This window comes from Shewanella sp. S1-58-MNA-CIBAN-0166, assembly GCF_040310085.1.
GTDB lineage: Bacteria > Pseudomonadota > Gammaproteobacteria > Enterobacterales > Shewanellaceae > Shewanella.
On sequence record NZ_JBEOPN010000015.1, the window covers coordinates 81,628 to 103,634 of the forward strand.

At 40.9% G+C, this 22,007-nt stretch carries 18 protein-coding genes and 3 tRNA genes; 4 read left to right on the top strand and 17 right to left on the bottom strand.

What is annotated here, in order from left to right; genetic code table 11:
* Window positions 1-40: 40 nt before the first annotated feature.
* The 11 genes from AAEY99_RS11100 to AAEY99_RS11150 form a co-directional block, all read right to left on the bottom strand.
* The gene (locus tag AAEY99_RS11100; protein WP_351010512.1) at window positions 41-946 is read right to left on the bottom strand and encodes an AraC family transcriptional regulator; all 906 of its coding nucleotides are present in this window, start codon (window positions 944-946) and stop codon (window positions 41-43) included.
* Window positions 947-1,067: 121 nt separating this feature from the next.
* A complete protein-coding gene (locus AAEY99_RS11105; RefSeq protein ID WP_351010514.1) occupies window positions 1,068-1,691 on the bottom strand; it encodes a pentapeptide repeat-containing protein in 624 nt (207 codons plus the stop codon).
* A gap of 78 nt (window positions 1,692-1,769) precedes the next feature.
* Window positions 1,770-3,647, bottom strand: coding sequence for a SurA N-terminal domain-containing protein (locus AAEY99_RS11110; RefSeq protein ID WP_351010516.1), 1,878 nt, complete (start codon window positions 3,645-3,647; stop codon window positions 1,770-1,772).
* Window positions 3,648-3,867: 220 nt separating this feature from the next.
* On the bottom strand, window positions 3,868-4,140 hold the full coding sequence (hupB, locus tag AAEY99_RS11115) for a nucleoid-associated protein HU-beta (RefSeq protein ID WP_059745462.1): 273 nt from the start codon (window positions 4,138-4,140) through the stop codon (window positions 3,868-3,870).
* Between the two features lie 261 nt (window positions 4,141-4,401).
* A complete protein-coding gene (lon, locus tag AAEY99_RS11120) occupies window positions 4,402-6,753 on the bottom strand; it encodes an endopeptidase La (protein WP_101087842.1) in 2,352 nt (783 codons plus the stop codon).
* A gap of 131 nt (window positions 6,754-6,884) precedes the next feature.
* Complete coding sequence (clpX, locus tag AAEY99_RS11125; protein WP_101087840.1) at window positions 6,885-8,165, bottom strand: ATP-dependent protease ATP-binding subunit ClpX; 1,281 nt, start codon at window positions 8,163-8,165, stop codon at window positions 6,885-6,887.
* 130 nt (window positions 8,166-8,295) lie between these two features.
* Window positions 8,296-8,907: an ATP-dependent Clp endopeptidase proteolytic subunit ClpP gene (gene clpP, locus AAEY99_RS11130; RefSeq protein ID WP_101087838.1), complete on the bottom strand. Its 612-nt coding sequence runs from the start codon at window positions 8,905-8,907 to the stop codon at window positions 8,296-8,298.
* A 92-nt stretch (window positions 8,908-8,999) separates the two neighbouring features.
* A complete protein-coding gene (gene tig / locus AAEY99_RS11135; RefSeq protein ID WP_351010517.1) occupies window positions 9,000-10,304 on the bottom strand; it encodes a trigger factor in 1,305 nt (434 codons plus the stop codon).
* A gap of 394 nt (window positions 10,305-10,698) precedes the next feature.
* Window positions 10,699-10,774 (bottom strand) — tRNA-His (locus tag AAEY99_RS11140).
* An 8-nt stretch (window positions 10,775-10,782) separates the two neighbouring features.
* A tRNA-Arg gene (locus AAEY99_RS11145) sits at window positions 10,783-10,859 on the bottom strand.
* An 85-nt stretch (window positions 10,860-10,944) separates the two neighbouring features.
* Window positions 10,945-11,021: transfer RNA gene (locus AAEY99_RS11150), tRNA-Pro, on the bottom strand.
* 291 nt (window positions 11,022-11,312) lie between these two features.
* Here AAEY99_RS11150 and folD point away from each other — a divergent pair.
* Window positions 11,313-12,167, top strand: coding sequence for a bifunctional methylenetetrahydrofolate dehydrogenase/methenyltetrahydrofolate cyclohydrolase FolD (folD, locus tag AAEY99_RS11155; RefSeq protein WP_351010519.1), 855 nt, complete (start codon window positions 11,313-11,315; stop codon window positions 12,165-12,167).
* 96 nt (window positions 12,168-12,263) lie between these two features.
* Here folD and cysS read toward each other — a convergent pair whose 3' ends face one another.
* The gene (gene cysS / locus AAEY99_RS11160) at window positions 12,264-13,646 is read right to left on the bottom strand and encodes a cysteine--tRNA ligase (protein WP_101087832.1); all 1,383 of its coding nucleotides are present in this window, start codon (window positions 13,644-13,646) and stop codon (window positions 12,264-12,266) included.
* Between the two features lie 143 nt (window positions 13,647-13,789).
* Between cysS and AAEY99_RS11165 the strand changes: the two genes are divergently transcribed.
* Together AAEY99_RS11165 and AAEY99_RS11170 are read left to right on the top strand one after the other, a co-directional pair.
* Window positions 13,790-14,284 (top strand): peptidylprolyl isomerase, encoded by a 495-nt coding sequence (locus tag AAEY99_RS11165; protein WP_011638050.1) that lies wholly within the window; start codon window positions 13,790-13,792, stop codon window positions 14,282-14,284.
* A 2-nt stretch (window positions 14,285-14,286) separates the two neighbouring features.
* Window positions 14,287-15,012, top strand: a complete 726-nt coding sequence (locus AAEY99_RS11170; protein ID WP_101087830.1) for a UDP-2,3-diacylglucosamine diphosphatase — start codon at window positions 14,287-14,289, stop codon at window positions 15,010-15,012.
* A 65-nt stretch (window positions 15,013-15,077) separates the two neighbouring features.
* Here the strand turns inward: AAEY99_RS11170 and miaE are convergent, their stop codons facing one another.
* The gene (gene miaE, locus AAEY99_RS11175) at window positions 15,078-15,845 is read right to left on the bottom strand and encodes a tRNA isopentenyl-2-thiomethyl-A-37 hydroxylase MiaE (protein ID WP_351010520.1); all 768 of its coding nucleotides are present in this window, start codon (window positions 15,843-15,845) and stop codon (window positions 15,078-15,080) included.
* Between the two features lie 359 nt (window positions 15,846-16,204).
* Between miaE and AAEY99_RS11180 the strand changes: the two genes are divergently transcribed.
* Window positions 16,205-16,801: a Yip1 family protein gene (locus AAEY99_RS11180; RefSeq protein WP_011638064.1), complete on the top strand. Its 597-nt coding sequence runs from the start codon at window positions 16,205-16,207 to the stop codon at window positions 16,799-16,801.
* 106 nt (window positions 16,802-16,907) lie between these two features.
* Here AAEY99_RS11180 and glnS read toward each other — a convergent pair whose 3' ends face one another.
* The 4 genes from glnS to AAEY99_RS11200 all read right to left on the bottom strand — a co-directional run bounded on the left by glnS (window position 16,908) and on the right by AAEY99_RS11200 (window position 21,943).
* The gene (gene glnS, locus AAEY99_RS11185) at window positions 16,908-18,578 is read right to left on the bottom strand and encodes a glutamine--tRNA ligase (protein ID WP_162022719.1); all 1,671 of its coding nucleotides are present in this window, start codon (window positions 18,576-18,578) and stop codon (window positions 16,908-16,910) included.
* A 159-nt stretch (window positions 18,579-18,737) separates the two neighbouring features.
* Window positions 18,738-21,050 (bottom strand): Fe(2+) transporter permease subunit FeoB, encoded by a 2,313-nt coding sequence (feoB, locus tag AAEY99_RS11190; RefSeq protein WP_351010522.1) that lies wholly within the window; start codon window positions 21,048-21,050, stop codon window positions 18,738-18,740.
* On the bottom strand, window positions 21,043-21,282 hold the full coding sequence (locus AAEY99_RS11195) for a FeoA family protein (protein ID WP_011638067.1): 240 nt from the start codon (window positions 21,280-21,282) through the stop codon (window positions 21,043-21,045). Before AAEY99_RS11195 ends, feoB begins: the two co-directional genes overlap by 8 nt.
* 199 nt (window positions 21,283-21,481) lie before the next feature.
* Window positions 21,482-21,943: a GNAT family N-acetyltransferase gene (locus AAEY99_RS11200; protein WP_351010523.1), complete on the bottom strand. Its 462-nt coding sequence runs from the start codon at window positions 21,941-21,943 to the stop codon at window positions 21,482-21,484.
* Window positions 21,944-22,007 lie beyond the last annotated feature (64 nt).

Genomic DNA, 22,007 nt, shown 5'->3' on the forward strand with positions numbered 1-22,007 from the left:
GTAACTCAGCCATGAGTTCATCAAGGCTTAATAACTTAAGTTAAACAACGGGTAAATAAATGAGTACCTGTTGTGGAGATAACGCTTGTCTTGGCTCATGTTGCGCTAACTTATTATCATTACTGTCGAGTCGTTCTAAAAACAACGGGTAATTTCGTAGTGTAATATCATTAGCATTAACCCAATCGCGATACAGGTAATCTATTGCCGCTGTTAGACCATTGTCATCACCACTGTATTTAATCATCGCACATCGTCCCTGAGGGATTGATTTGAGCTTAATCTGGCTCGACTCAGACACTATAGCTTGTGTCTCGGCATTTAACGATACACCAATATCAATTCGATATTGCGTTTTAACAGATAACTCAGGGGTTGAGTAAAGTAGGTTAAAGGTTCTGCAACTTGTAGGAGATAAGCCATGCTGTCGACGCCAATCAATAAATGTTGCAATGGTTTGAGGTAATAAAGCCGGATCACCATGATGTTCCATCACCGCTAATGCCTGCGCATCAAACGAAACAATATCAACCGAGTAAGATTGCTTATCTTGCTGATTAGCATCTACTCGAAATGATTTAAGCGGTTGTTGCTTCGCAAAAAAATTGCCCCAGTCAGGTGCTTGCTGAAACGATTCAGGGCTTTGACCTATACTGCGAGTAAACGATTCGATAAAGTGCTGTTCGTTACGATACGCTAATTTAGCCGCTATTGTGGCCAGAGAAACTTGCTTGCCAAAACCTAATAAATGGGCAGCTTCTAGGCTTTTGAGCAATTCAACATAAGCGTCAATAGACATATGGTACAGCGCAGTAAACAATGGGTCGAAATGACATAGTGGGATGTGGGCAATGTCGGCCAACACTTGTCGATCAAAAGGCTTATTTAAGTGTTGATCTAAATAGGCTAATGCACGCTCAAATGCCTGATCAAGTCTGTGGCTCATGCCCTCTCCTTATGGATTAAATTATTACAGCCAATTATTTATCATAACTAATATAAATTAACGGGTTATTTAAACACATGCAATAAAACACACTTTTGTGCTAACAATGTGGCAATGTACACTAGTCGACTAATTGAATATCTAAACCTTCTAGTAAACTTAAGGCTTCGAACCGACTGAATTTGGCTTGCTTAACGTTATTAGCAGTAATATCAATTTGGTAATTCAACGCATCGGTAAAATTCGCCTTCGTTAAATTTGTATGATTAAATTGGCTTAAATTAAAATCGGTCAGACGCAAATCTGCTTTGTTTAAATTAGCTTCTCTAAAGTCGACATCATGAGCGCGGCAATCAACAAGTGAAAACTCGGGTAAATGCAGCGCATAAAAATTACTGCCATCGAGCAAACATCGTTCAAACTTAATTGTGGTTTGAGTCATAAATTGCGGCCACTCAGCTTTAGTCCAATCAATACCTATGGCTTTACTGTCGCTAAAAGTCACATCATCAAACTCTGTAGCAACAACTGACATTACGCTTAAATTACATTGACTAAAAACACACTCAATAAAATGGCAATGATAGAAATCACTTTGACTAAAATCACATTGGGTAAAATGACAGCGTTCAAAAGTAATATGTTTGAACTGTAAAGCAACGCCCTTGATCGATTCGAATAAGTCATCACTGTAATTTGATAACCCAAACAATTCACTAGGTTGTATATTTGAGATAGTTTTCATGCCTTAAGCACCTTATAAACAAAAAGACCTAGACGTGAGCCTAGGTCTTTTTGTATTTCATCTGTTGCGACGACTTAACTAGTCGGCAACTGGATACTCAATTTCAGCATCAGCTTTAAGTGAGGCAACCACTGCTCGATAATCAGCTTCGCTGTATTGAGGCGCAATACGTTGTTTAAGCGTATTGATGAGGTTGTCATTAATGCCTTCTGCTTTATTGACTTTATCAACCACAATAACCGCATAACCTGTCGCTAACGCTGCAGTATCAATTGTGACACTATTTTCAGCAGGAGCGGCAATTTTGAAGGCTTTATTGGTGATAGCTTGATCAATATCCTGATTAAAGCGACCTAGTTTAGCTAATGTCGTCAATGAAGCACCTGTTAGCGTGTTATTACCCGCTTTTAACTGTGCCATATATTCCGCAGCTTTGTCACGAGCACCGTCATTCGCTTTATCTTGCTGTAAACGTTCAACAATACCAGCTTTTACTTCAGCAAATCCCATAACGCCAGCTGTCTGATGTTTTTTCATGCGAATAACCACTACATGGTTTGGCGCAAGTTCAATCACATCGCTGTTTAAACCACTTGCTAACACTTGGTCAGAAAATGCGGCTTTGATAAATTCAGGATTGTTAAATTTAGCGGGTACGTCATCACGCGAGAATAACTGCGTTGATTGTACTTTTGCATTAACCGCTTGCGCAGTTTCAGCTAAAGTATCAGGGATTTCGTAACTGGTATCAGCCAACTTAGTTTGTAAGCTATAAAACACATCTAAGGCTTTCTTTTCTTGTAGCTGAGCAACAATTTTCGCTTTAACGTTTTCAAAAGCGGTTGCTTGGCTAGCTTGTAAATCAAGCAGCTTAATAATGTGGTAACCAAATTCACTTTTCACAATTGACGAGACTTGATCTTTTTGTAATCCAAAAAGTGCTTCATCAAATGCAGGGTCCATTACGCCTTGTTCAAACCAATCTAACTTACCGCCCTGTTGAGCACTAAGCTGATCGTCAGAATCAGTTTTTGCTAACTCAGCAAAATCTTCACCCGCGGTTAACTTGGCTTCAATAGCATCAGCTTTGGCTTTATCTGCGCTGTCATCGTCAGTTGCGGCGACAAAAATATGCGCAGCAAGACGTTTTTCAGCCGTTTGATATTGCTTTTGATTCTCTTCGTAATAAGTTTTCACTTCTTCATCAGAGGTTTCGCTGTTTTTAGCCATGTCGGCAACATTCAATTCAACATACTCAAGGCTGACTTTTTCAGGGCTCATGTATTGCGAAACATTAGCATCGTAATAAGTTTGAGCTTCTTCATCAGCGACAGAAACAGTTGATAAAAACGGTGTTGAGTCGACGACTAAGTAGCGAATATCACGGGTTTGGCCTTGAACTTCTGCAAGCTGTTTAGCTTCACCGTCAAGCACAAACTCACTACCAACAAGCGCATTTAATAACTGACGACGGGTCATATCTACACGCATCATGTTTCTAAAGCTTGTGGTTTGATAACCTAGTTGACGCAATACTGCTAGGTAGCGTTCGTTATCAAATTGACCGTCGGTTTGAAATGCAGGCTCTTCGATAATCGCTTTCTTGATTTGCTCATCTGATACACGTAAGCCCAACTTGTTGGCAGCTTGATCAATGAGCTTATCGGCAATTAAACGATCCAATACACCTTGCTTAATTCCGTTCATGTAGGAGTCGTCAGCCGCTAATGCAGTAAACATTTCGCCTAGCTGTTGCTCAATACGCGAGCGTTCATTTTGAAAAGCCTGTTCAAGTTCGTTGGCGCCAACTTCGTCACCATTAACAACTGCAGCAGGTACACCCGTGTTTGAGCCTAAATAACTGCTCACACCGGCAAAAGCAAAAGAAAGTATCACAAGTACTAGAATTGTTTTAGCAACAATCCCCTGTGATCCTTCACGAATTTTTTCTAACATCTGAATTCTCGCTTGTTGCGATTAATAAAATAAAAAGGCGCATCACCTTGTGGATGCGCCTTATTGTAAATTATATGGAGTTATCAGACGCTACCACGGGTATGACCCAATACTCCCAATATGTATTATGCTTTGCATAACAATATTGCTTTTCGTAAAAAGCACCGCCTAAGCAGTGCTTGTATTACGAATGCCTTACAAAGGCCACGTTATTAACTATTTAGTTAACAGCGTCTTTTAGCGCTTTGCCAGCTTTGAACGCTGGAATGTTCGCAGCAGCAATTTTAATTTCTTTACCCGTTTGTGGGTTACGGCCAGTACGTTCAGCACGTTGACGTACTTCAAATGTACCAAAACCAACTAGAGAAATCTTATCGCCATCTTTAAGACCTTCCGTTACCGCAGCGATAAAAGAATCTAGTGCGCGGCCAGCAGCAGCTTTAGAAATATCAGCACCAGATGCGATTTTCTCGATTAGTTCAGATTTGTTCATGTCATCCCCTTGAATGTTATTGTCGCGCCGCAACCAAATCTATGTTTAGAGCGGTCTGCGGAGGCTTTATTTTATAAGCTTGATAACACACCAAACTTAGTACGAAAACCAAAAAATGAAATTGGATACTGCTCAACGCCAGATGCCCCAAGGGCTTGGTGCGTCTGACTATCCACAAACCTAGGCTACCACAGGTCAGCGTTTTGTTAAGCCCCTTTTTTCATTTTTTTCATGCTCTACAGCAATTTTTTAACTAACAAGCTATTTTTTAACCACTTCAAAGCCTTCAACTGGTCGCTCAAGCGCCAATTTCAACACTTCATCTATCCAACGCACTGGATGAATGATTAAATCAGCAATCACATTTGCAGGAATTTCTTCCAGATCGCGTTCATTTTCTTGAGGAATTAATACATGCTTAATTCCACCGCGATGGGCTGCTAATAGCTTTTCTTTTAAACCACCAATAGGCAATACTTCGCCACGTAGAGTAATTTCACCTGTCATGGCTACATCACTACGTACAGGGTTACCGGTTAAACTAGACACTAACGCTGTACACATTGCCGCACCCGCAGATGGACCATCTTTTGGCGTCGCACCTTCTGGTACATGCACATGAATATCTCGTTTTTCATAAAAATCATTGTTAATGCCAAGATTTTCAGCACGAGCACGTACTACGGTCATTGCCGCTTGAATCGATTCTTTCATCACATCACCCAGCGAACCGGTATAGGTTAATTTACCTTTACCTGCTACTGAGGTGGCTTCGATTGTTAATAAATCGCCACCAACTTGAGTCCATGCAAGACCGGTTACTTGACCGATTTGGTTATTCGATTCAGCTTTACCGAAATCAAAACGTTGCACACCAAGGAATGACTTTAAATTTTCCTGGTTAACTTCAACCATTTTGACCGTTTTATCAAGCAAGATATGCTTAACCACTTTGCGACAAATCTTCGACAATTCACGTTCTAATGAACGCACACCCGCTTCACGAGTGTAATAGCGAATAATGCCTAAAATAGCGCTGTCATCAACCTTGATTTCTTTTTCTTTAAGACCGTTACGTTCAATTTGCTTAGTCAGTAAATGCTTCTTAGCAATATTGAGTTTTTCATCTTCGGTGTAACCCGATAAACGAATAACTTCCATACGGTCAAGTAAAGGGCCAGGTATATCCATTGAGTTTGACGTAGCAACGAACATCACATCTGATAAGTCATAATCAACTTCAAGATAGTGATCGTTAAAGGTCGCATTCTGTTCAGGATCGAGCACCTCTAATAACGCTGACGATGGATCGCCACGCATATCAGAACTCATCTTATCGATTTCATCGAGTAAGAATAATGGGTTTTTAACCCCTACTTTAGCCATCTTTTGAATGACTTTACCTGGCATAGAACCAATGTAGGTACGACGATGACCACGAATTTCCGCTTCATCACGTACGCCGCCTAAAGCAACACGAACATACTTACGGCCGGTTGCTTTGGCAATCGACTGGCCCAATGAGGTTTTACCCACACCTGGAGGTCCGACTAAACACAAAATAGGCCCTTTAAGCTGCTTAACTCGGCTTTGAACCGCTAAATACTCAAGAATACGTTCTTTGACTTTTTCAAGCCCATGGTGATCGGTATCGAGTACTTCTTGCGCCTTGGCTAAGTCACGCTTTATTTTTGAGCGCTGCTTCCAAGGTACCGCAGTCATCCAGTCAACATAGCTGCGCACAACTGTGGCTTCAGCTGACATAGGTGACATCATTTTGAGTTTGTTTAACTCAGCAGTGGCTTTTTCTTTGGCTTCAACTGGCATGCCAGCTTCTTCAATCTTACGCGCCAATACTTCAAATTCGTCGTGGCTTTCGTCAATATCGCCTAACTCTTTTTGAATGGCTTTCATTTGCTCATTCAAATAGTATTCGCGTTGACTTTTTTCCATCTGTTTTTTAACACGAGTACGGATTCGTTTTTCGACATGAAGCAAGTCAATTTCCGATTCCATCATCGCCATTAAATATTCCAGACGCTCACCGACATTGATCATCTCAAGGACAGATTGTTTGTCTTCAAGCTTCAATGGCATATGTGCAGCCATGGTATCTGCTAAACGAGCGGCTTCATCAATCCCCGACAATGAAGTTAATACTTCAGGTGGGATTTTTTTATTTAACTTGATGTAGCCTTCAAATTGACCGATAGCACTGCGAACTAACACCTCTTCTTCTTTATCACTTAATTCTTCAGACTCGAGGTATTCAGCTGTTGCGGCAAAGAATTCTTCTTCTTGGGTGTATTGCTTGATTTTGGCACGCTGGCCACCTTCAACTAATACTTTTACCGTGCCATCTGGTAATTTAAGCAACTGTAAAATAGAGGCAACAGTACCAATATCGAAAATATCGTCTTTGGTAGGCTCATCAAGATCTGCATCTCGCTGAGCGACTAATAAAATTTGCTTGTCTTGTTCCATTGCCGATTCTAGGCAACGAATAGATTTTTCCCGTCCCACGAATAGCGGAATTACCATATGCGGGTAAACTACCACGTCTCTAAGTGGTAACACGGGGAGTTCGATATGCGCTTCACGCTCTTTAGTCATGGCTCGATTCCGTTTAATGAAATTGACTTATTACTGAGTATATTGGGGTGATGTTATCAGTTTCAATGGCTAATACGAAAAAAGGAGCCCAATGGACTCCTTATTTTTCAACTTCCTGACTATCAGTGCAATTATTGCTCGCCTGAAGCAGCCTGTGTCTCAGTGTTTTCGTAAATCAAAATAGGGGCTGACTCGCCTTTCACTACTGATTCATCAACAACGGCTTTAATCACGCCTTGTGTCGACGGAATATCATACATTGTATCGAGCAAGATGCTTTCAACAATAGAACGTAACCCACGTGCACCGGTTTTACGTGACATTGCTTTTTGAGCGATGGCTTGTAATGCATCGTCACGGAATTCAAGTTCGACATTTTCCATCTCAAATAATGCACTATATTGTTTAGTTAATGCATTCTTTGGCTCAGACAGAATCTGTACTAATGCAGCTTCATCTAACTCAGTTAGCGTAGCAACAACAGGTAAACGACCAATAAACTCAGGAATTAAACCAAACTTCACTAAATCGCCAGGCTCTACTTGGCTAAGGATTTGTGAAATAGTCGCTTTATCCGCTTCGCCTTTTACTTCGGCACCAAAGCCAATTCCGGTTCCGGTGTGTGCACGTTGCTCAATGACTTTTTCAAGTCCAGCAAACGCACCACCACAGATAAACAGAATTTTAGACGTATCCACTTGCAAGAATTCTTGTTGTGGATGCTTACGTCCGCCCTGTGGAGGAACAGAAGCAACGGTGCCTTCAATTAACTTAAGCAACGCTTGCTGAACACCTTCACCCGATACATCACGAGTAATTGAAGGATTGTCAGATTTACGACTGATTTTGTCAATTTCATCAATATAGACGATACCGCGTTCCGCTTTCTCAACGTCGTAATCACATTTTTGCAGTAGCTTCTGAATGATGTTTTCAACATCTTCACCCACATAACCAGCTTCGGTTAATGTGGTTGCATCTGCCATAGCAAAAGGGACATTAAGTGAGCGTGCTAACGTTTCAGCCAATAAAGTTTTACCGCTACCGGTTGGACCTAATAGTAAAATGTTACTTTTACCTAGTTCAACGCCATCTTTAATAGCGCCATTACGTAAACGCTTATAATGATTGTATACCGCTACGGCTAACACTTTCTTAGCCTGATCCTGACCGATTACGTAGTCATCAAGATGTTTGCGTAATTCATGCGGTGTCGGCAATTTGTCTTCATCACGTTTGGGTGAAATCTCTTTGATTTCTTCACGGATAATGTCATTACATAAATCAACACATTCGTCACATACATAAACTGATGGACCAGCAATGAGTTTTCTGACTTCATGCTGACTTTTTCCGCAAAAAGAGCAGTACAGCAGTTTGCCGCTGTCACCGTTATTTTTGTTATCGCCCATTATTCTACCTCTGTTTACAACTTAGGTTGAACCTAAGCTCTGCTTGTAGATACTTATCATAACCACATTGATGACTGAACGCCTTTCAATACAGAATACCTGAAAGTATCTAGAAAATCAGCTACCAGTTTTAGCCGCGACTCGTGAGTAATGAATCGACAATACCATATTCAACAGCTTGAGTAGCACTCATGAAGTTATCACGGTCGGTATCACGTTCAACAACCTCTAACGGTTGACCAGTATGGTCCGCTAACATTTGGTTTAATTTATTCTTAATACCAAGAATTTCTTGAGCATGAATGGCGATGTCGGATGCTTGACCTTGGAAACCGCCTAATGGCTGATGGATCATCACTCGAGAGTTCGGTAAACAATGACGTTTACCTTTAGCGCCACCGGCTAACAAGAATGCGCCCATACTCGCGGCTTGTCCCATACATACGGTACTCACATTAGGCTTAATGAACTGCATAGTGTCATAAATAGCCATACCTGCTGTGACAGAGCCACCAGGAGAGTTAATGTACAAATAAATATCTTTATCTGGGCTTTCTGACTCAAGGAATAATAATTGAGCAACAATAAGGTTAGCCATGTGTTCTTCAACTTGACCAACTAGAAAGATGACTCGCTCTTTTAATAGACGAGAGTAGATATCATAAGAACGTTCACCTTTAGCTGTTTGTTCAACAACCATAGGTACAAGAGCATTGAGTACTGATTCTGGTGCTTTATGCATTATTCATTTCCCTAAAATAAAAATGGCCCGCATGAGAGGAACCTCATACGAGCCATTATAAATGGCGAACGGCTTGTTAAGTCAAGCTTAGCTTACGCTCGTCCGGTAGCCTTGTTCATAAATTCTTCAAAAGCGACGTCTTTAACGGTTACTTTTGATGATTTTAACAATGCTTCCACCGCTTGCTCTTCAAGCGCTACGTTGCGCATGTTTTGCATGAGTTCTTTGTTTGAGTTGTAGTATGAAACAACTTCAGATGGATCTTCATACGCTGAAGCCATAGATTCGATCAATGTATTAACACGATCATCTTCTGCTTTTAGTTCGTTTGTCTTGATGACTTCGCCTAATAGCAAACCGATTTTAACACGACGTTCAGCTTGTTCAGTGAAAAGTTCAGCCGGAAGTTCAGGCATATTTTCAGTTTGACCACCAAAACGCTGCATAGCTTGTTGACGAAGTACATTCACTTCACCCTCAATAAGCGCTTTAGGAATAGCGATGTCGTTTGCTGCAAGTAAACCAGTAATAACCTGTTCTTTCACATTCGCTTTTAACGCTTGTTCTAGTTCACGAGTCATGTTTTTACGGATTTCAGCTTTAAGTGCATCTAAGCCACCTTCAGCAATACCAAACAATGAAGCAAATTCATCATTCACTTCTGGCAGATTAGCCGCTTGAACTTCAGTTAAAGTAATAACGAACTTAGCCGCTTTACCTTTCAAGTTTTCAGCGTGGTAATCTTCAGGGAAAGTCACTTCGATTTCGAATTCATCACCTGTTTTATGGCCTACGATACCGGTTTCAAAACCAGGGATCATACGGTTGCTGCCTAATTGAAGTTCGAAATCATCAGCTTTTCCGCCTTCGAATTCTTCGCTGTCAATAGAACCGATAAAGTTCATTTTAACTTTATCGTCAGCAACTGCTGCACGTTCAACAGCGGCAAAAGTGGCATGTTGCTTACGTAACGTCTCAATCATAACATCAACGTCAGCATCATTAACTTCAGCTTTAGGCTGTTCAACTGCAATGCTATCTAAACCCGTTAGAACAACTTCTGGGTAGATTTCAAATGTTGCAACGAATTCAAAAGAATCACCTTCAGTTGAACCAGGAGTAAATACTGGCGCACCTGCAGGATTTAACTTTTCAGCTACGATTGCTTCAATAAAGTTGCGTTGCATCACTTCACCAGTGATGTCTTGACGAATGGCTTTGCCATAACGCTTGTTGATTTCGCCGATAGGCACTTTACCTGGGCGGAAACCTGGAAGACGAGCACGCTTAGCTTCGCGCAATACATTGTCTTTAACCAATTTCTCGATTTGCTCAGCAGGTACAGAAATAGTTAGGCGACGCTCTAGGCCTTGAGTTGTTTCAACAGAAACTTGCATTGTTTTACCTCGAAATATGTCTGACGTTCTTTGTAATGGTCGACAACTCAACCATTAGATATTCGTTTCTTGACCATGGATTTAGCTCTGAAACCCAGCACAGCGATATTATTGATGCTGAAGACGCTGTTGGTACAGGTAGCTTATTTTTGATATTTATCAAGACGCGACATTATAGCTACCGTTTTTAACAGAGTCGAGCCTGAAAAGGTCGATTTACATGATAAAAACGCCGACTTATGTTCAATTTTGACGTGTTTGCACGTTTAATGTGCGAAATGAGTTTTTGACTTACGCTCGAAAGGACTAGGAGCAAAATAATTATCGTGACCAAATCAAACTTATCTGTACCCGTTAAAAGGGTTATACACGATAGTTTGATTTAATCAGAAAATGGGGTGACTGATGGGGCTCGAACCCACGACAACCGGAATCACAATCCGGGACTCTACCAACTGAGCTACAATCACCATTGAAATGGTACACCCGGCAGGATTCGAACCTGCGACCACCCGCTTAGAAGGCGGGTGCTCTATCCAACTGAGCTACGGGCGCATGGTTACAGTTAGATACTGCATCCTGTCTGGCTGAACAAGTTTACTTGTTCCGTTACTCACTGCAAGAGCAAATAACATTAATTTGGTCGGTGATAGAGGATTCGAACCTCTGACCCTCTCGTCCCAAACGAGATGCGCTACCGGGCTGCGCTAATCACCGAAAATATTGCTTTGTTTTCGAGGCAGAAATTATCTATAAACAATAACGATGTTGTCTCGAGAACGGAGCGCATATTAACGAGTCACCTAGCTATCGTCAACGATTTTTTTAACCCTTATTGCTATATGACGAATTTAGCAGCAAATATCGTGATTAGCATCATAGCGCGAATAGTTTATTCACTGTATTTTCCACGTCTAGCAAATGACACTCTTCAATACGCCTGCTAGAATAACGGCCGATCGACCATTGACTTCAACACCTGTGTCACTCAAAGGAAACTCTATAGCCATGACTGCTCAAATTATTGACGGTAAAGCCATTGCACAATCTATTCGCACCACACTAAAACAAAAAGTAACACAACGTAGACAAGCTGGATTTCGCGCACCAGGACTTGCAGTTATTTTAGTGGGCAGTGATGCCGCATCTCAAGTCTATGTTGGCAGTAAACGCAAAGCTTGTGAGGAAGTCGGTTTTGAATCTCAATCTTTTGACCTTGACACCAATACAACTGAAGCAGAGCTTTTAGCGTTAATCGATGAATGTAATGCCAGTCCAAGCATTGATGGGATTCTAGTACAGCTGCCTTTGCCCGCCCATATTGATGACTCCAAAGTCATTGAACGTATTCGCCCAGATAAAGATGTTGATGGATTTCATCCCTATAATGTCGGCCGTTTAGCTCAACGTATCCCAGTGCTTCGTTCTTGCACGCCGATGGGCATTATGACGTTAATCAAATCAACCGGTATAGATACCTATGGCCTGGATGCAACTGTGGTTGGTGCATCAAACATTGTTGGCAGACCAATGACACTAGAATTATTATTAGCAGGTTGCACAACGACAACCTGTCATCGTTTTACCAAAAACTTAGAACAAAAAGTGCGTCAAGCAGATTTATTAGTAGTTGCCGTTGGCAAACCTGGGTTTATTCCTGGTGACTGGATAAAGCCGGGCGCGATTGTTATTGATGTTGGTATCAATCGTTTGGAGAACGGCAGTTTAGTGGGTGATGTTGAATTTAATGTTGCCGCTGAAAAGGCTGCATTTATTACGCCGGTCCCTGGTGGAGTAGGCCCGATGACCATTGCAAGTTTATTAGAGAACACCCTATACGCATGCGAGCAATATCATAGTTAACTAAATCTCAGATAAGCAAATCTCAGATAAGTAAATTATGCTGATTAAAAACAAAAGCCTGCTATTGCAGGCTTTTGTTTTTATGCGCTAAATAAACTACTTTTTACGCCATGTGGTGCCGCTTGGGCCGCCATCTTCTAACTCAACGCCTAACTCGTTTAAGCGATCGCGGGCCACATCCGCTGCTGGCCAATCTTTTTCAGTACGGGCACGGTTACGTTCAACGATAAGCGCTTCAATCTCTGCCACTTCATCGTCACTGCCCTCCCCTTTAAAGAAAGCCTCTGGCGTTTGGCTGATAAGGCCAAGCACATCTGCTAATTGCTTCAAGCTGACACCTAATGCCGATGCTGCTGCCATATCGGTTGTTTTAAGACGATTGATTTCACGTACCATCTCAAATAACACGGAATAGGCTTCAGGAGTATTAAAGTCGTCATCCATTGCCGACTTAAACTTGGCTACAAACGGTTCAGCAGGCGCAGCATCAACAGTTAAGTCTAAACCTTTAAGTGCTGTATATAAACGCTCTAGTGCTGCACGAGCTTGCTTTAAATTGTCTTCAGAATAATTTAACTGACTACGATAATGACCGGATAATAAGAAGTAACGTACCGTTTCAGCATCATAATGCTTAAGCACATCTCGAATGGTAAAAAAGTTGTCTAATGATTTAGACATTTTTTCACGGTCAACCATCACCATTCCGGTGTGCATCCAGTAATTCACATACGGAGTATCGTGAGCACAGCAAGACTGCGCAATTTCATTTTCATGATGTGGAAACTGTAAATCAGAGCCGCCACCATGAATATCAAAATGTAAGCCTAAATGCTTACTGTTCATGGCAGAACATTCAATGTGCCAACCTGGACGACCAGGACCCCAAGGTGATTCCCAGGTTGGTTCACCCGGTTTAGACATTTTCCATAACACAAAGTCCATAGGATTGCGTTTAGCATTATCTATCTCAACGCGAGCACCGGCTTGAAGCTGGTCTAGGTTTTGACCTGACAACTGTCCATACTCAGGGAATGAGGCAACACTGAATAATACATCGCCATTACTGGCTACATAGGCATGGTCGCGATCGAGTAAACGCTGAACCATATCGATAATTTCTTCAATATGTAACGTTGCTCGAGGCTCAAAATCTGGACGTTTCATGTTCAAGGCATCAAAGTCTTGGTGCATTTCGGCGATCAAACGCTCAGTAAGCGACTCACAAGATTCGTTGTTTTCAGCGGCCCGTTTGATAATTTTGTCATCAACATCGGTAATGTTACGCTGAAAATTCACCTCATAACCGATATAACGTAAATAACGCACTATCATGTCAAACGAAACAAAGGTACGCCCGTGACCAATATGACATAAATCGTAAATGGTCACGCCACAGACGTACATTCCGATTTTACCTGGATTTATTGGTTTAAATTCTTGTTTATCACGGCTAATACTATTGTAAATCTTTAACATCGATTGTTCTCTTTTACACTAATTTATAACGGGAAATGTTAATGCTGAGTTTAGCATGATGTCACCTGTTTTGAACACTGCACTTTATGCGGCAGTTAAGATAAGTTAGAATCGCGCAAATTATTATTTTCAAGTGAGACAACATGATTACTTTACATACCAATATGGGCGATATTACTTTACAGCTAAATGAAGAAAAAGCGCCAATTACCGCGGCTAACTTTATGCAGTATGTTGAAGATGGTTTTTTTGAAGGTACTATTTTTCACCGTGTTATTGACGGCTTTATGATCCAAGGTGGTGGTTTCACTGAAGATATGAGCCAAAAAAGTGTTAAAGCATCAATCAAAAATGAAGCCAACAATGGTTTATCTAACCGTAAAGGCACTGTTGCCATGGCACGTACTTCTGATCCGCATTCAGCGACAGCACAGTTTTTTGTTAACGTGAAAGACAATACTTTCCTTGATTTTAAATCAGAAACTTCACAGGGCTGGGGTTACTGTGTATTTGGTGAAGTGGTTGAAGGTTTAGACATTATTGAAACAATCAAAAATGTTGCCACTGGTAATAATGGTATGCATCAAGATGTACCATTAGAAGCCATTGTGATCAAAAGCGTTAGCGTTAAAGCGTAATTTTGAAGAAAACAATCTTCGTAGGCGATTTGCACTTAAGTGCAGATCGCCCAGATATTACACAAGCCTTCATCTATTTTCTAAACCATGGTTTAGACAATACTGAAGCGCTTTATATCATCGGTGATCTATTCGAAGTTTGGATGGGTGATGATATTGCAGAACCCTTTACCATTGCCATTGCTGAAGCAATCAAAACAGTATCGAACTCAATACCTGTATATTTTATTCATGGTAATCGTGATTTTATGGTTGGCAAACAATTTTGCCTACGAGCAGGCATGAAAATATTACCTGAAGTCTATTGTATCAACTTGTACGGTGTTAATACTGTGATTTTACACGGTGATAGCCTTTGTACCCTTGATATTGCTTACCAGCGATTCAGGCGCTTTAGAAGTCTTGATATAGTGCGTTGGGTCTACTCTCACCTACCTAAAAAGACACGCTTAAACATTGCCGCAAAAATTCGTCAAAAAAGTGTTCAAGGTAATCAGCAAAAACATTATGAAATCATGGATGTTGAGTCAAGTGCGGTAACCGCGCTACTGGCTCGTACTGATTGTCAAAGAATGATCCATGGTCATACTCATCGCCCTGCCATACATCAACTCACTGCACAAGAACAACGTGTTGTGGTCGGTGATTGGTATACTCAAGGCAGCGTACTAAACGTCAGCGAGAAAGGTTGCGAGTTAGTAACATTACCCTTTTCCGAAACAAACTAGGCTCACTAAACAGTATCAACGTTGATATCATCAGTGAGTCTTGGTTTATATCTCGCAATTGTTGGCTATTGTGGCGGTAAACCACTGTGAAAACGAAACTCGCTATCTTCTGTCAAAATTAATTCCATTTCTTTTTCGCGAAAATAATCAATGCGTTCACTGATATCTTCACCGGCAATATCCTCAGCAAGAGCCAAATAATCTTGAAAATGTCGCGCTTCTGATCGAAGTAATGAAGTATAAAACTTAGCGAGTTCATCATCTAAATGCGGCGCAAGTTTGGCAAATCGTTCACATGACCGCGATTCAATAAACGCGCCAATTATTAACTTATCAATTAACGTAAGTGGCTCATGAGTCCGCATATGAATAATTAACTGTTTGGCGTAACGACCGGCACGAATATTACTGTAATCAATACCACGCGCAGTCATAATCTGTAAAACTTGTTCGAAATGATGAAACTCTTCTTTAATCAAACGCACCATTTTACTCATTAAATCAGTGCTGTTAGTGAGGTTTTTATTGGCTATTAATTCACTAGTGATGTCGTTCTTTTTACTGTCGCGAGCTAAAAACTCGAGGGCATTACGGTCTTGTTGATAAACAAAATCTTCATAAGGCTTGGCCCAGGTCTTTAATAGATGTGAACTACTCTTGTCAATCGCATATTTGCGGATCATTAACATTGCAGTTTGCGCAGCTTTAAGCTCACAGTTGCAATGGTCAATCAGCAACGCGGTGAGTTGTTCAGGTTGTTTAGCTTGTTCGACCCAACGGTTTGGTGTCTCACAACCTAAAAAGTCGTAAATAGGGACAAGTAATTGCTGCATAAAATGGATAATCCTCTCAAAAATCTATGTTCATTTTACCTTTAGAGCGATCTTTTCTGAAACCAAAAACGTAATACAACTTGACGAAAGTCTATTTATGTTCAATAAATAAGCTGAGCATCTAATTTAACGATTTAATAACAGATGCCATCGATCACCTTAAATGATGATTCTAAATTGGGATAGAGTCATAACTTAACAACATAGATGTTGGCAATAGAACGATCTCAGTGTTATGCCAACACCATTCCCCTGTTGATAAGTAGATGTGGACTGATTAAGGCGATTGGTAAAAAGCTGTAGTCAGTTCGTCGTTGTTTGGCGAGCTAGGTCAAAAATGCTAAACAAGGATAACTATAATGGTATTGAATCACTTAATGGGACTTTACACTCATCCAAAAAAAGAGTGGCACACAATTGAAAAGAATCACGAAGCGCTAAAGAGCAGCTTGAGTCATGTATTGCTTATCGCGCTGATCCCTGCAATTTGTGCTTATTTTGCAACCGCACACATTGGATGGCATCCCGGAGCTGGAGAACTTCTATTCCTAACCTCAAAAAGCGCACTATTCATGTCAGTTGGGATGTATTTCGGCTTAATTATTGGTGTTATGGCTCTCGCGTATTTAGCATATTGGATGGGCAAAACATTTGATGCGGATCCAACTTATACTCAAGCTCTCGAATTAGCGTCTTATACTGCAACCCCATTATTTATGGTTGGTTTGGCAGCACTCTACCCCGTGTTATGGTTCATTATGATCGTCGGCTTGATTGGTTTGTCTTATTCGGTTTATCTGCTGTATGCCGGTGTCCCTATTATTATGAATATTCCGGAAGAAAAGGGTTTCATTTACGCTAGCTCAGTGGTTACTGCGGGACTTGTGTTATTAGTTGCGCTGATGGCCAGTAGTGTTATTTTATGGAGCATTGGTTTTGGGCCAATGATGCAATAATTTATTGATTATTGATTATTGATTATTGATTATTGATTATTGATTATTGAAAAAATAAAACAAAAAAGGCGCATTCAGCGCCTTTTTTGTTATTCCATAATGCTAATTACGCAAAGGTATCTCTTAACGGTACCGTTAAGTTAAACACTAAATGTTCAGCGCTTGAATCTTTACTGTCTGCACAGAAATAGCCTTCTCGCTCAAATTGAAACGCTTTCTCAGCCGGCGCATTGACTAAGCCAGGTTCAACGAGTCCCTTCACTACTGTGAGTGAATTGGGATTTAGCACTTCATCAACAGTTTCAAAAGCTGCAGGATTTTCACTGGTAAATAAACGATCGTACAAGCGAAACTCAGCAGGTTTCGCTGTTGATGCTTCAACCCAATGAATCACCCCTTTAACTTTACGTCCATCTGCAGGGTTTTTACCTAATGTATCAGCATCGTAAGTACAATAAACGGTGGTAATATTACCATCTGCATCTTTGTCACAACGTTCAGCTTTGATGATATAGGCATTACGTAAACGGACTTCTTTACCTAAAACAAGTCGTTTAAAGTGCTTATTAGCTTCTTCTTTAAAATCTTCAACATCAATGAATAACTCACGTCCAAATGTCAGTTCACGAGTGCCCATGGCTTCATTGTTTGGATGAGCTGCAGCAATAATGGTTTCGGTTTCAGTATCTGAATAGTTCTCAATGATAACTTTTATCGGTCTTAACACGGCCATCGCACGAGGTGCATGTTCGTTTAATTCTTCACGAATACACGCATCTAACATGCCGACTTCAATTAAGTTTTCTTGCTTGGTAACACCAATACGTAAGCAGAACTCGCGAATAGAAGCTGATGTGTAACCACGACGACGTAACCCAGCGATAGTTGGCATACGGGGATCGTCCCAGCCATCAACCAGTTTGCGTGTGACTAAATCGTTTAGTTTACGCTTAGACATCAAGGTGTATTCAAGATTTAAGCGTGAAAACTCATATTGACGAGTGCGATTTGGTGCTTGGAAATCATTTAAATGATCTAATACCCAGTCATATAAACGACGGTTATCTTGAAACTCTAAAGTACAAATCGAATGAGTGATATTCTCAATAGCATCAGAGATACAATGAGTAAAATCGTACATTGGGTAAATGCACCACTTGTCGCCTGTTTGATGATGATGAGCAAATCGAATACGATAAATAATAGGATCGCGCATACACATGAAAGGTGATGCCATATCAATTTTGGCACGCAGTGCACACTCACCTTCTTTGAACTCACCTTTACGCATTTTCTCAAATAACGCGAGGTTTTCCTCAACACTGGTGTCACGGTATGGGCTGTTTTTACCCGGCTCTTTTAATGAACCTCGGTACTCTCTGGTTTGTTCGCCATTTAAGAAACAAACGTACGCCAACCCTTTGGTAATGAGCTCAACTGCATATTGATGTAGTTGATCAAAATAGTTTGATGAATAACGGATATCGCCAGACCATTCAAAGCCTAACCAACGCACGTCTTCCTGAATAGACTTAACATAATTGATGTCTTCTTTTTCAGGGTTTGTATCATCAAAACGTAAGTTACATTGACCTTGATAATCTTTTGCAATACCAAAATTTAAGCAAATAGATTTAGCATGGCCAATATGTAAATACCCGTTAGGTTCTGGTGGAAAACGTGTATGTACTTGGCTGTGCTTACCGCTTTTTAGGTCTTCGTCTATGATATTACGAATGAAGTTACTTGGACGTACTTCGGTGTCCACATGACTCATGGAATTCCTCTTGGCGCACAATGGCAATATGAATAAAAATAGATGATCCTACAGATCTTAAGTAGTTACAACTGCTAGCACTGAAAAAGTTAGCTTGTTAAAGCAAATAAACCCAGCAAAGCCGGGTTTATTGTTTAAATCAATCATCAATACGGTTAACTATTCCGTGACAATACGTATTCCAGGAATAATTTGTTGTGCTTTGCGACCTTTCTTATTCAACCAGAAATAAAACACAACCAAGGCCGCGGCAAAGAAACAGATCCAACCAGCAGACTGCACCGGATGCTGAGTAAATGTAGCCCCCTGATAAACCACAGTTGCAGAACCATAGGCTAATGAAAATGTCCAAATAGCAGCAAAACGGGCCCACTTAGCACCAAACTCATGTACCAAAGCTCCCATTGCTGCAACACAAGGCGTATAAAGCAAGATAAACAACAAGTATGAGAATGCGGCGATCTGGCTTTTAAAGCCTGTTTGAAGCGCACTGAAGGTAGAGGTATCAACAGATAACTCCATTGCTGCTTCATCTAAATCTGTGATACCTGCTATCGCAATTGATAATGGGTCACCAGGTTCAATACCTAATAAGTTTGTTGGAATTGTCGCTAAGCCGACTTTAACACTGTCCCAAATAGACAATAACTCTTCATCATCACCTGCTGAGGTGCTGTATAAACTGTTTAATGTACCGACTACGGCTTCTTTAGCAAAAATGCCGGTAATAATACCAACCGTTGCAGCCCAATTGTCTTGTTCTATTCCCATAGGAGAAAACAGCGGTGTGATTTGTTGGCTAGCAACACTGAGCAAAGACTCTTTACTGTCTTCATGACCGAAAGATCCATCTGTGCCAATAGCATTAACAAAGTTAAGCAGTGTCACCACAATAATGATGGTTTTACCGGCGCCCATAATAAAGCTTTTAGTTCGTTTAGTCGTACGAGACAACACAGCTTTAGACTTAGGCATTTCGTAGCTTGGCAATTCCATAACAACGGCACTGCTTGTGCCCGGCAATACCGTTTTGCGCAGTAGCAAACCGGTGCCAATAGCGGCAAAAATACCAATGATGTACAGTAAAAACACCAAATTCTGGCCTGATTGAGGGAAAAAGGCCGCGGCAAATAAGGCATAAACAGGCAATCGAGCACTACAAGACATGAAAGGCGCCATCATACCGGTAACGATACGTTCACGCTCACTGCCTAATGTTCTGGTTGCCATAATGGCAGGAACCGAACAACCAAAACCAACAATCATTGGCACAAAGGCTTTACCTGGTAAGCCAATACGGCGCATCAAGCCATCAACCACAAATGCTGCACGAGCCATGTATCCAGATGCTTCTAGTACTGAAAGGGCCAGAAATAATGCAGCAACAACAGGAATAAACGTCGCGACAGTTTGGATGCCTTGGCCAACACCGCCAGCTAAAATAGTCACCAGCCAATCAGGCGCTCCAATTGATGACAACAAGGCGCCAAAATGGTCAACAAAAATAGCTCCAGCGGTAATATCGAAGAAATCGATAAAAGAATTACCCACGTTAATACTGAATAAAAACATTAGGTACATAACAAATAAGAAAATAGGAATACCCAACACCGGGTGTAACACTACTTTATCAAGCCTATCTGTGGCGCTTATGTGTTTACCTTGATTTACTGATGCCTCAAACACCTGTTGCACAAAATCGTATCGGGTTGTGGCGATCATAATATCGATGTCTTCGCCGGCTTGCTCTACTCGTAAAGTGCACTGCTTTACTGTGTCGTGTAATTGTACTTCACTTGTTCCACAGCCATCTCCATGGCTATTGGCTAAAATAGCAAGTGCCTGCCCACGGCTCAGCTCAGTAAGACCTTGGCTATCATTTTGCATCTGCAGTGCAGTTACACTTGCTTCAATATCAGTGTGGTACTGCAACATTAATGATTGTACAGAGTCACCTTTTTCCAGCAGTGACATTAATTCAGCTTGTAGTTGTTCTACATCGGCTTGATTTCGTGAGCAAATTGCAACAACAGGACAACCTAAACGTACTGACATGTCGTCAACATTAATGTTGATCCCCAGCTTTTTAGCTGCATCAATTTTATTAATAACAACAATAATCGGAATACCTAACTCACATAATTGGGTGGTTAAATACAGATGACGTTCAACATTTGTGGCATCAACTAGGTTGATGATTGCATCGACTTGTTGATTAGAAAGATAAGCTTGAGCAATTTGTTCGTCTAATGAACAATCGCAGCTATTGCCTGCGGGAAGTAAATCGTAAATGCCTGGGAGATCGGTAAGAAAAATATCCGTCCCTGAATAATTTATCTTACCCGTTTTTTTTTCGACGGTAACACCCGACCAATTGCCAACCTGCTGGCTTGCACCAGTAAGTGCATTAAAAAGAGTCGATTTACCAGCATTGGGATTACCAACGGTGACACAATGAAATTGTTTAGTCATTTTTGAGCACTACCTCGATGATATCGGCTAAATCACAGCGCATACATAATTTACTGCCACGTAAATCTAATTCAACACCCGAGCCCATAGGGGCTCTTCGTATAAAATGAAAACGAGTATTGGGTGTAATGCCCATGGATAACAATTTACGTTTAACAGTTTGCGGTAACGTTAATTGACCTATTTCAGAGATAATCGCCTGATCACCAGGCTTAAGTTCACTCAGCTTCATGTAACACTACCTTCAACAACATTAATAACGTTAAAAATTTTATCGGAACTAAACAAGTTAAACTCAAATCTAGATCAAAGTTTCACTTGTTAACGAGAATAGTTTTCAGTTGTATTACGTATTATGTGACAAATGCCCGTTAGAATATAGTGCGACAAAGATTTTATTTTGTTTTGAGGCTAAACGGACTAAAAATTGGTCACGTTCTCTGTGCGGTCAACAACCCCATGTAACAATCATCGGTCCATTTACCATCTATACAGTTATTCTGTTTTAGCACCCCTTCCAAAACAAACCCCACCTTCTCTAATACATTACGTGAAGCAATGTTTTCTTGAGCACAAAGGCCAATGTATTTATGCATACTGAATTGTAGAGCACCCCAATCAGTTACCGCGCGTAAGCTTTCACTAGCGAACCCTAATCCTTGCTGTTCTGGCGCAATGAGATAGCCTACTTCTGCCCGCCTTAGCTGTGCATCATCACATCTAAAACCAATAAGTCCCACGGCCTGACTATTATCAATTCGCTCAATAACAAGCGTTAACCAATCTCCTGACTCAAAAAGCCATACCGCTTTACGCTGCTCAAATTTAGAGACAATATCTGATTCAGATTCAATGTTTCTAATATGCTGATTAACACCTTCGGCGTTTTTCAAGACAGTTGTCGCCTAAATTGTTAAGCAGCTTCTTTATGTTGCTCTGGATTTAACGCCACAGCGC

Excerpts from the sequence above, each read along its gene's own strand:
- AAEY99_RS11100 (WP_351010512.1), bottom strand. The coding sequence starts at position 946 with ATGAGCCACAGACTTGATCAGGCATTTGAGCGTGCATTAGCCTATTTA.
- AAEY99_RS11105 (WP_351010514.1), bottom strand. The coding sequence starts at position 1,691 with ATGAAAACTATCTCAAATATACAACCTAGTGAATTGTTTGGGTTATCA.
- AAEY99_RS11110 (WP_351010516.1), bottom strand. The coding sequence starts at position 3,647 with ATGTTAGAAAAAATTCGTGAAGGATCACAGGGGATTGTTGCTAAAACA.
- hupB (WP_059745462.1), bottom strand. The coding sequence starts at position 4,140 with ATGAACAAATCTGAACTAATCGAGAAAATCGCATCTGGTGCTGATATT.
- lon (WP_101087842.1), bottom strand. The coding sequence starts at position 6,753 with ATGACTAAAGAGCGTGAAGCGCATATCGAACTCCCCGTGTTACCACTT.
- clpX (WP_101087840.1), bottom strand. The coding sequence starts at position 8,165 with ATGGGCGATAACAAAAATAACGGTGACAGCGGCAAACTGCTGTACTGC.
- clpP (WP_101087838.1), bottom strand. The coding sequence starts at position 8,907 with ATGCATAAAGCACCAGAATCAGTACTCAATGCTCTTGTACCTATGGTT.
- tig (WP_351010517.1), bottom strand. The coding sequence starts at position 10,304 with ATGCAAGTTTCTGTTGAAACAACTCAAGGCCTAGAGCGTCGCCTAACT.
- folD (WP_351010519.1), top strand. The coding sequence starts at position 11,313 with ATGACTGCTCAAATTATTGACGGTAAAGCCATTGCACAATCTATTCGC.
- cysS (WP_101087832.1), bottom strand. The coding sequence starts at position 13,646 with ATGTTAAAGATTTACAATAGTATTAGCCGTGATAAACAAGAATTTAAA.
- AAEY99_RS11165 (WP_011638050.1), top strand. The coding sequence starts at position 13,790 with ATGATTACTTTACATACCAATATGGGCGATATTACTTTACAGCTAAAT.
- miaE (WP_351010520.1), bottom strand. The coding sequence starts at position 15,845 with ATGCAGCAATTACTTGTCCCTATTTACGACTTTTTAGGTTGTGAGACA.
- AAEY99_RS11180 (WP_011638064.1), top strand. The coding sequence starts at position 16,205 with ATGGTATTGAATCACTTAATGGGACTTTACACTCATCCAAAAAAAGAG.
- glnS (WP_162022719.1), bottom strand. The coding sequence starts at position 18,578 with ATGAGTCATGTGGACACCGAAGTACGTCCAAGTAACTTCATTCGTAAT.
- feoB (WP_351010522.1), bottom strand. The coding sequence starts at position 21,050 with ATGACTAAACAATTTCATTGTGTCACCGTTGGTAATCCCAATGCTGGT.
- AAEY99_RS11195 (WP_011638067.1), bottom strand. The coding sequence starts at position 21,282 with ATGAAGCTGAGTGAACTTAAGCCTGGTGATCAGGCGATTATCTCTGAA.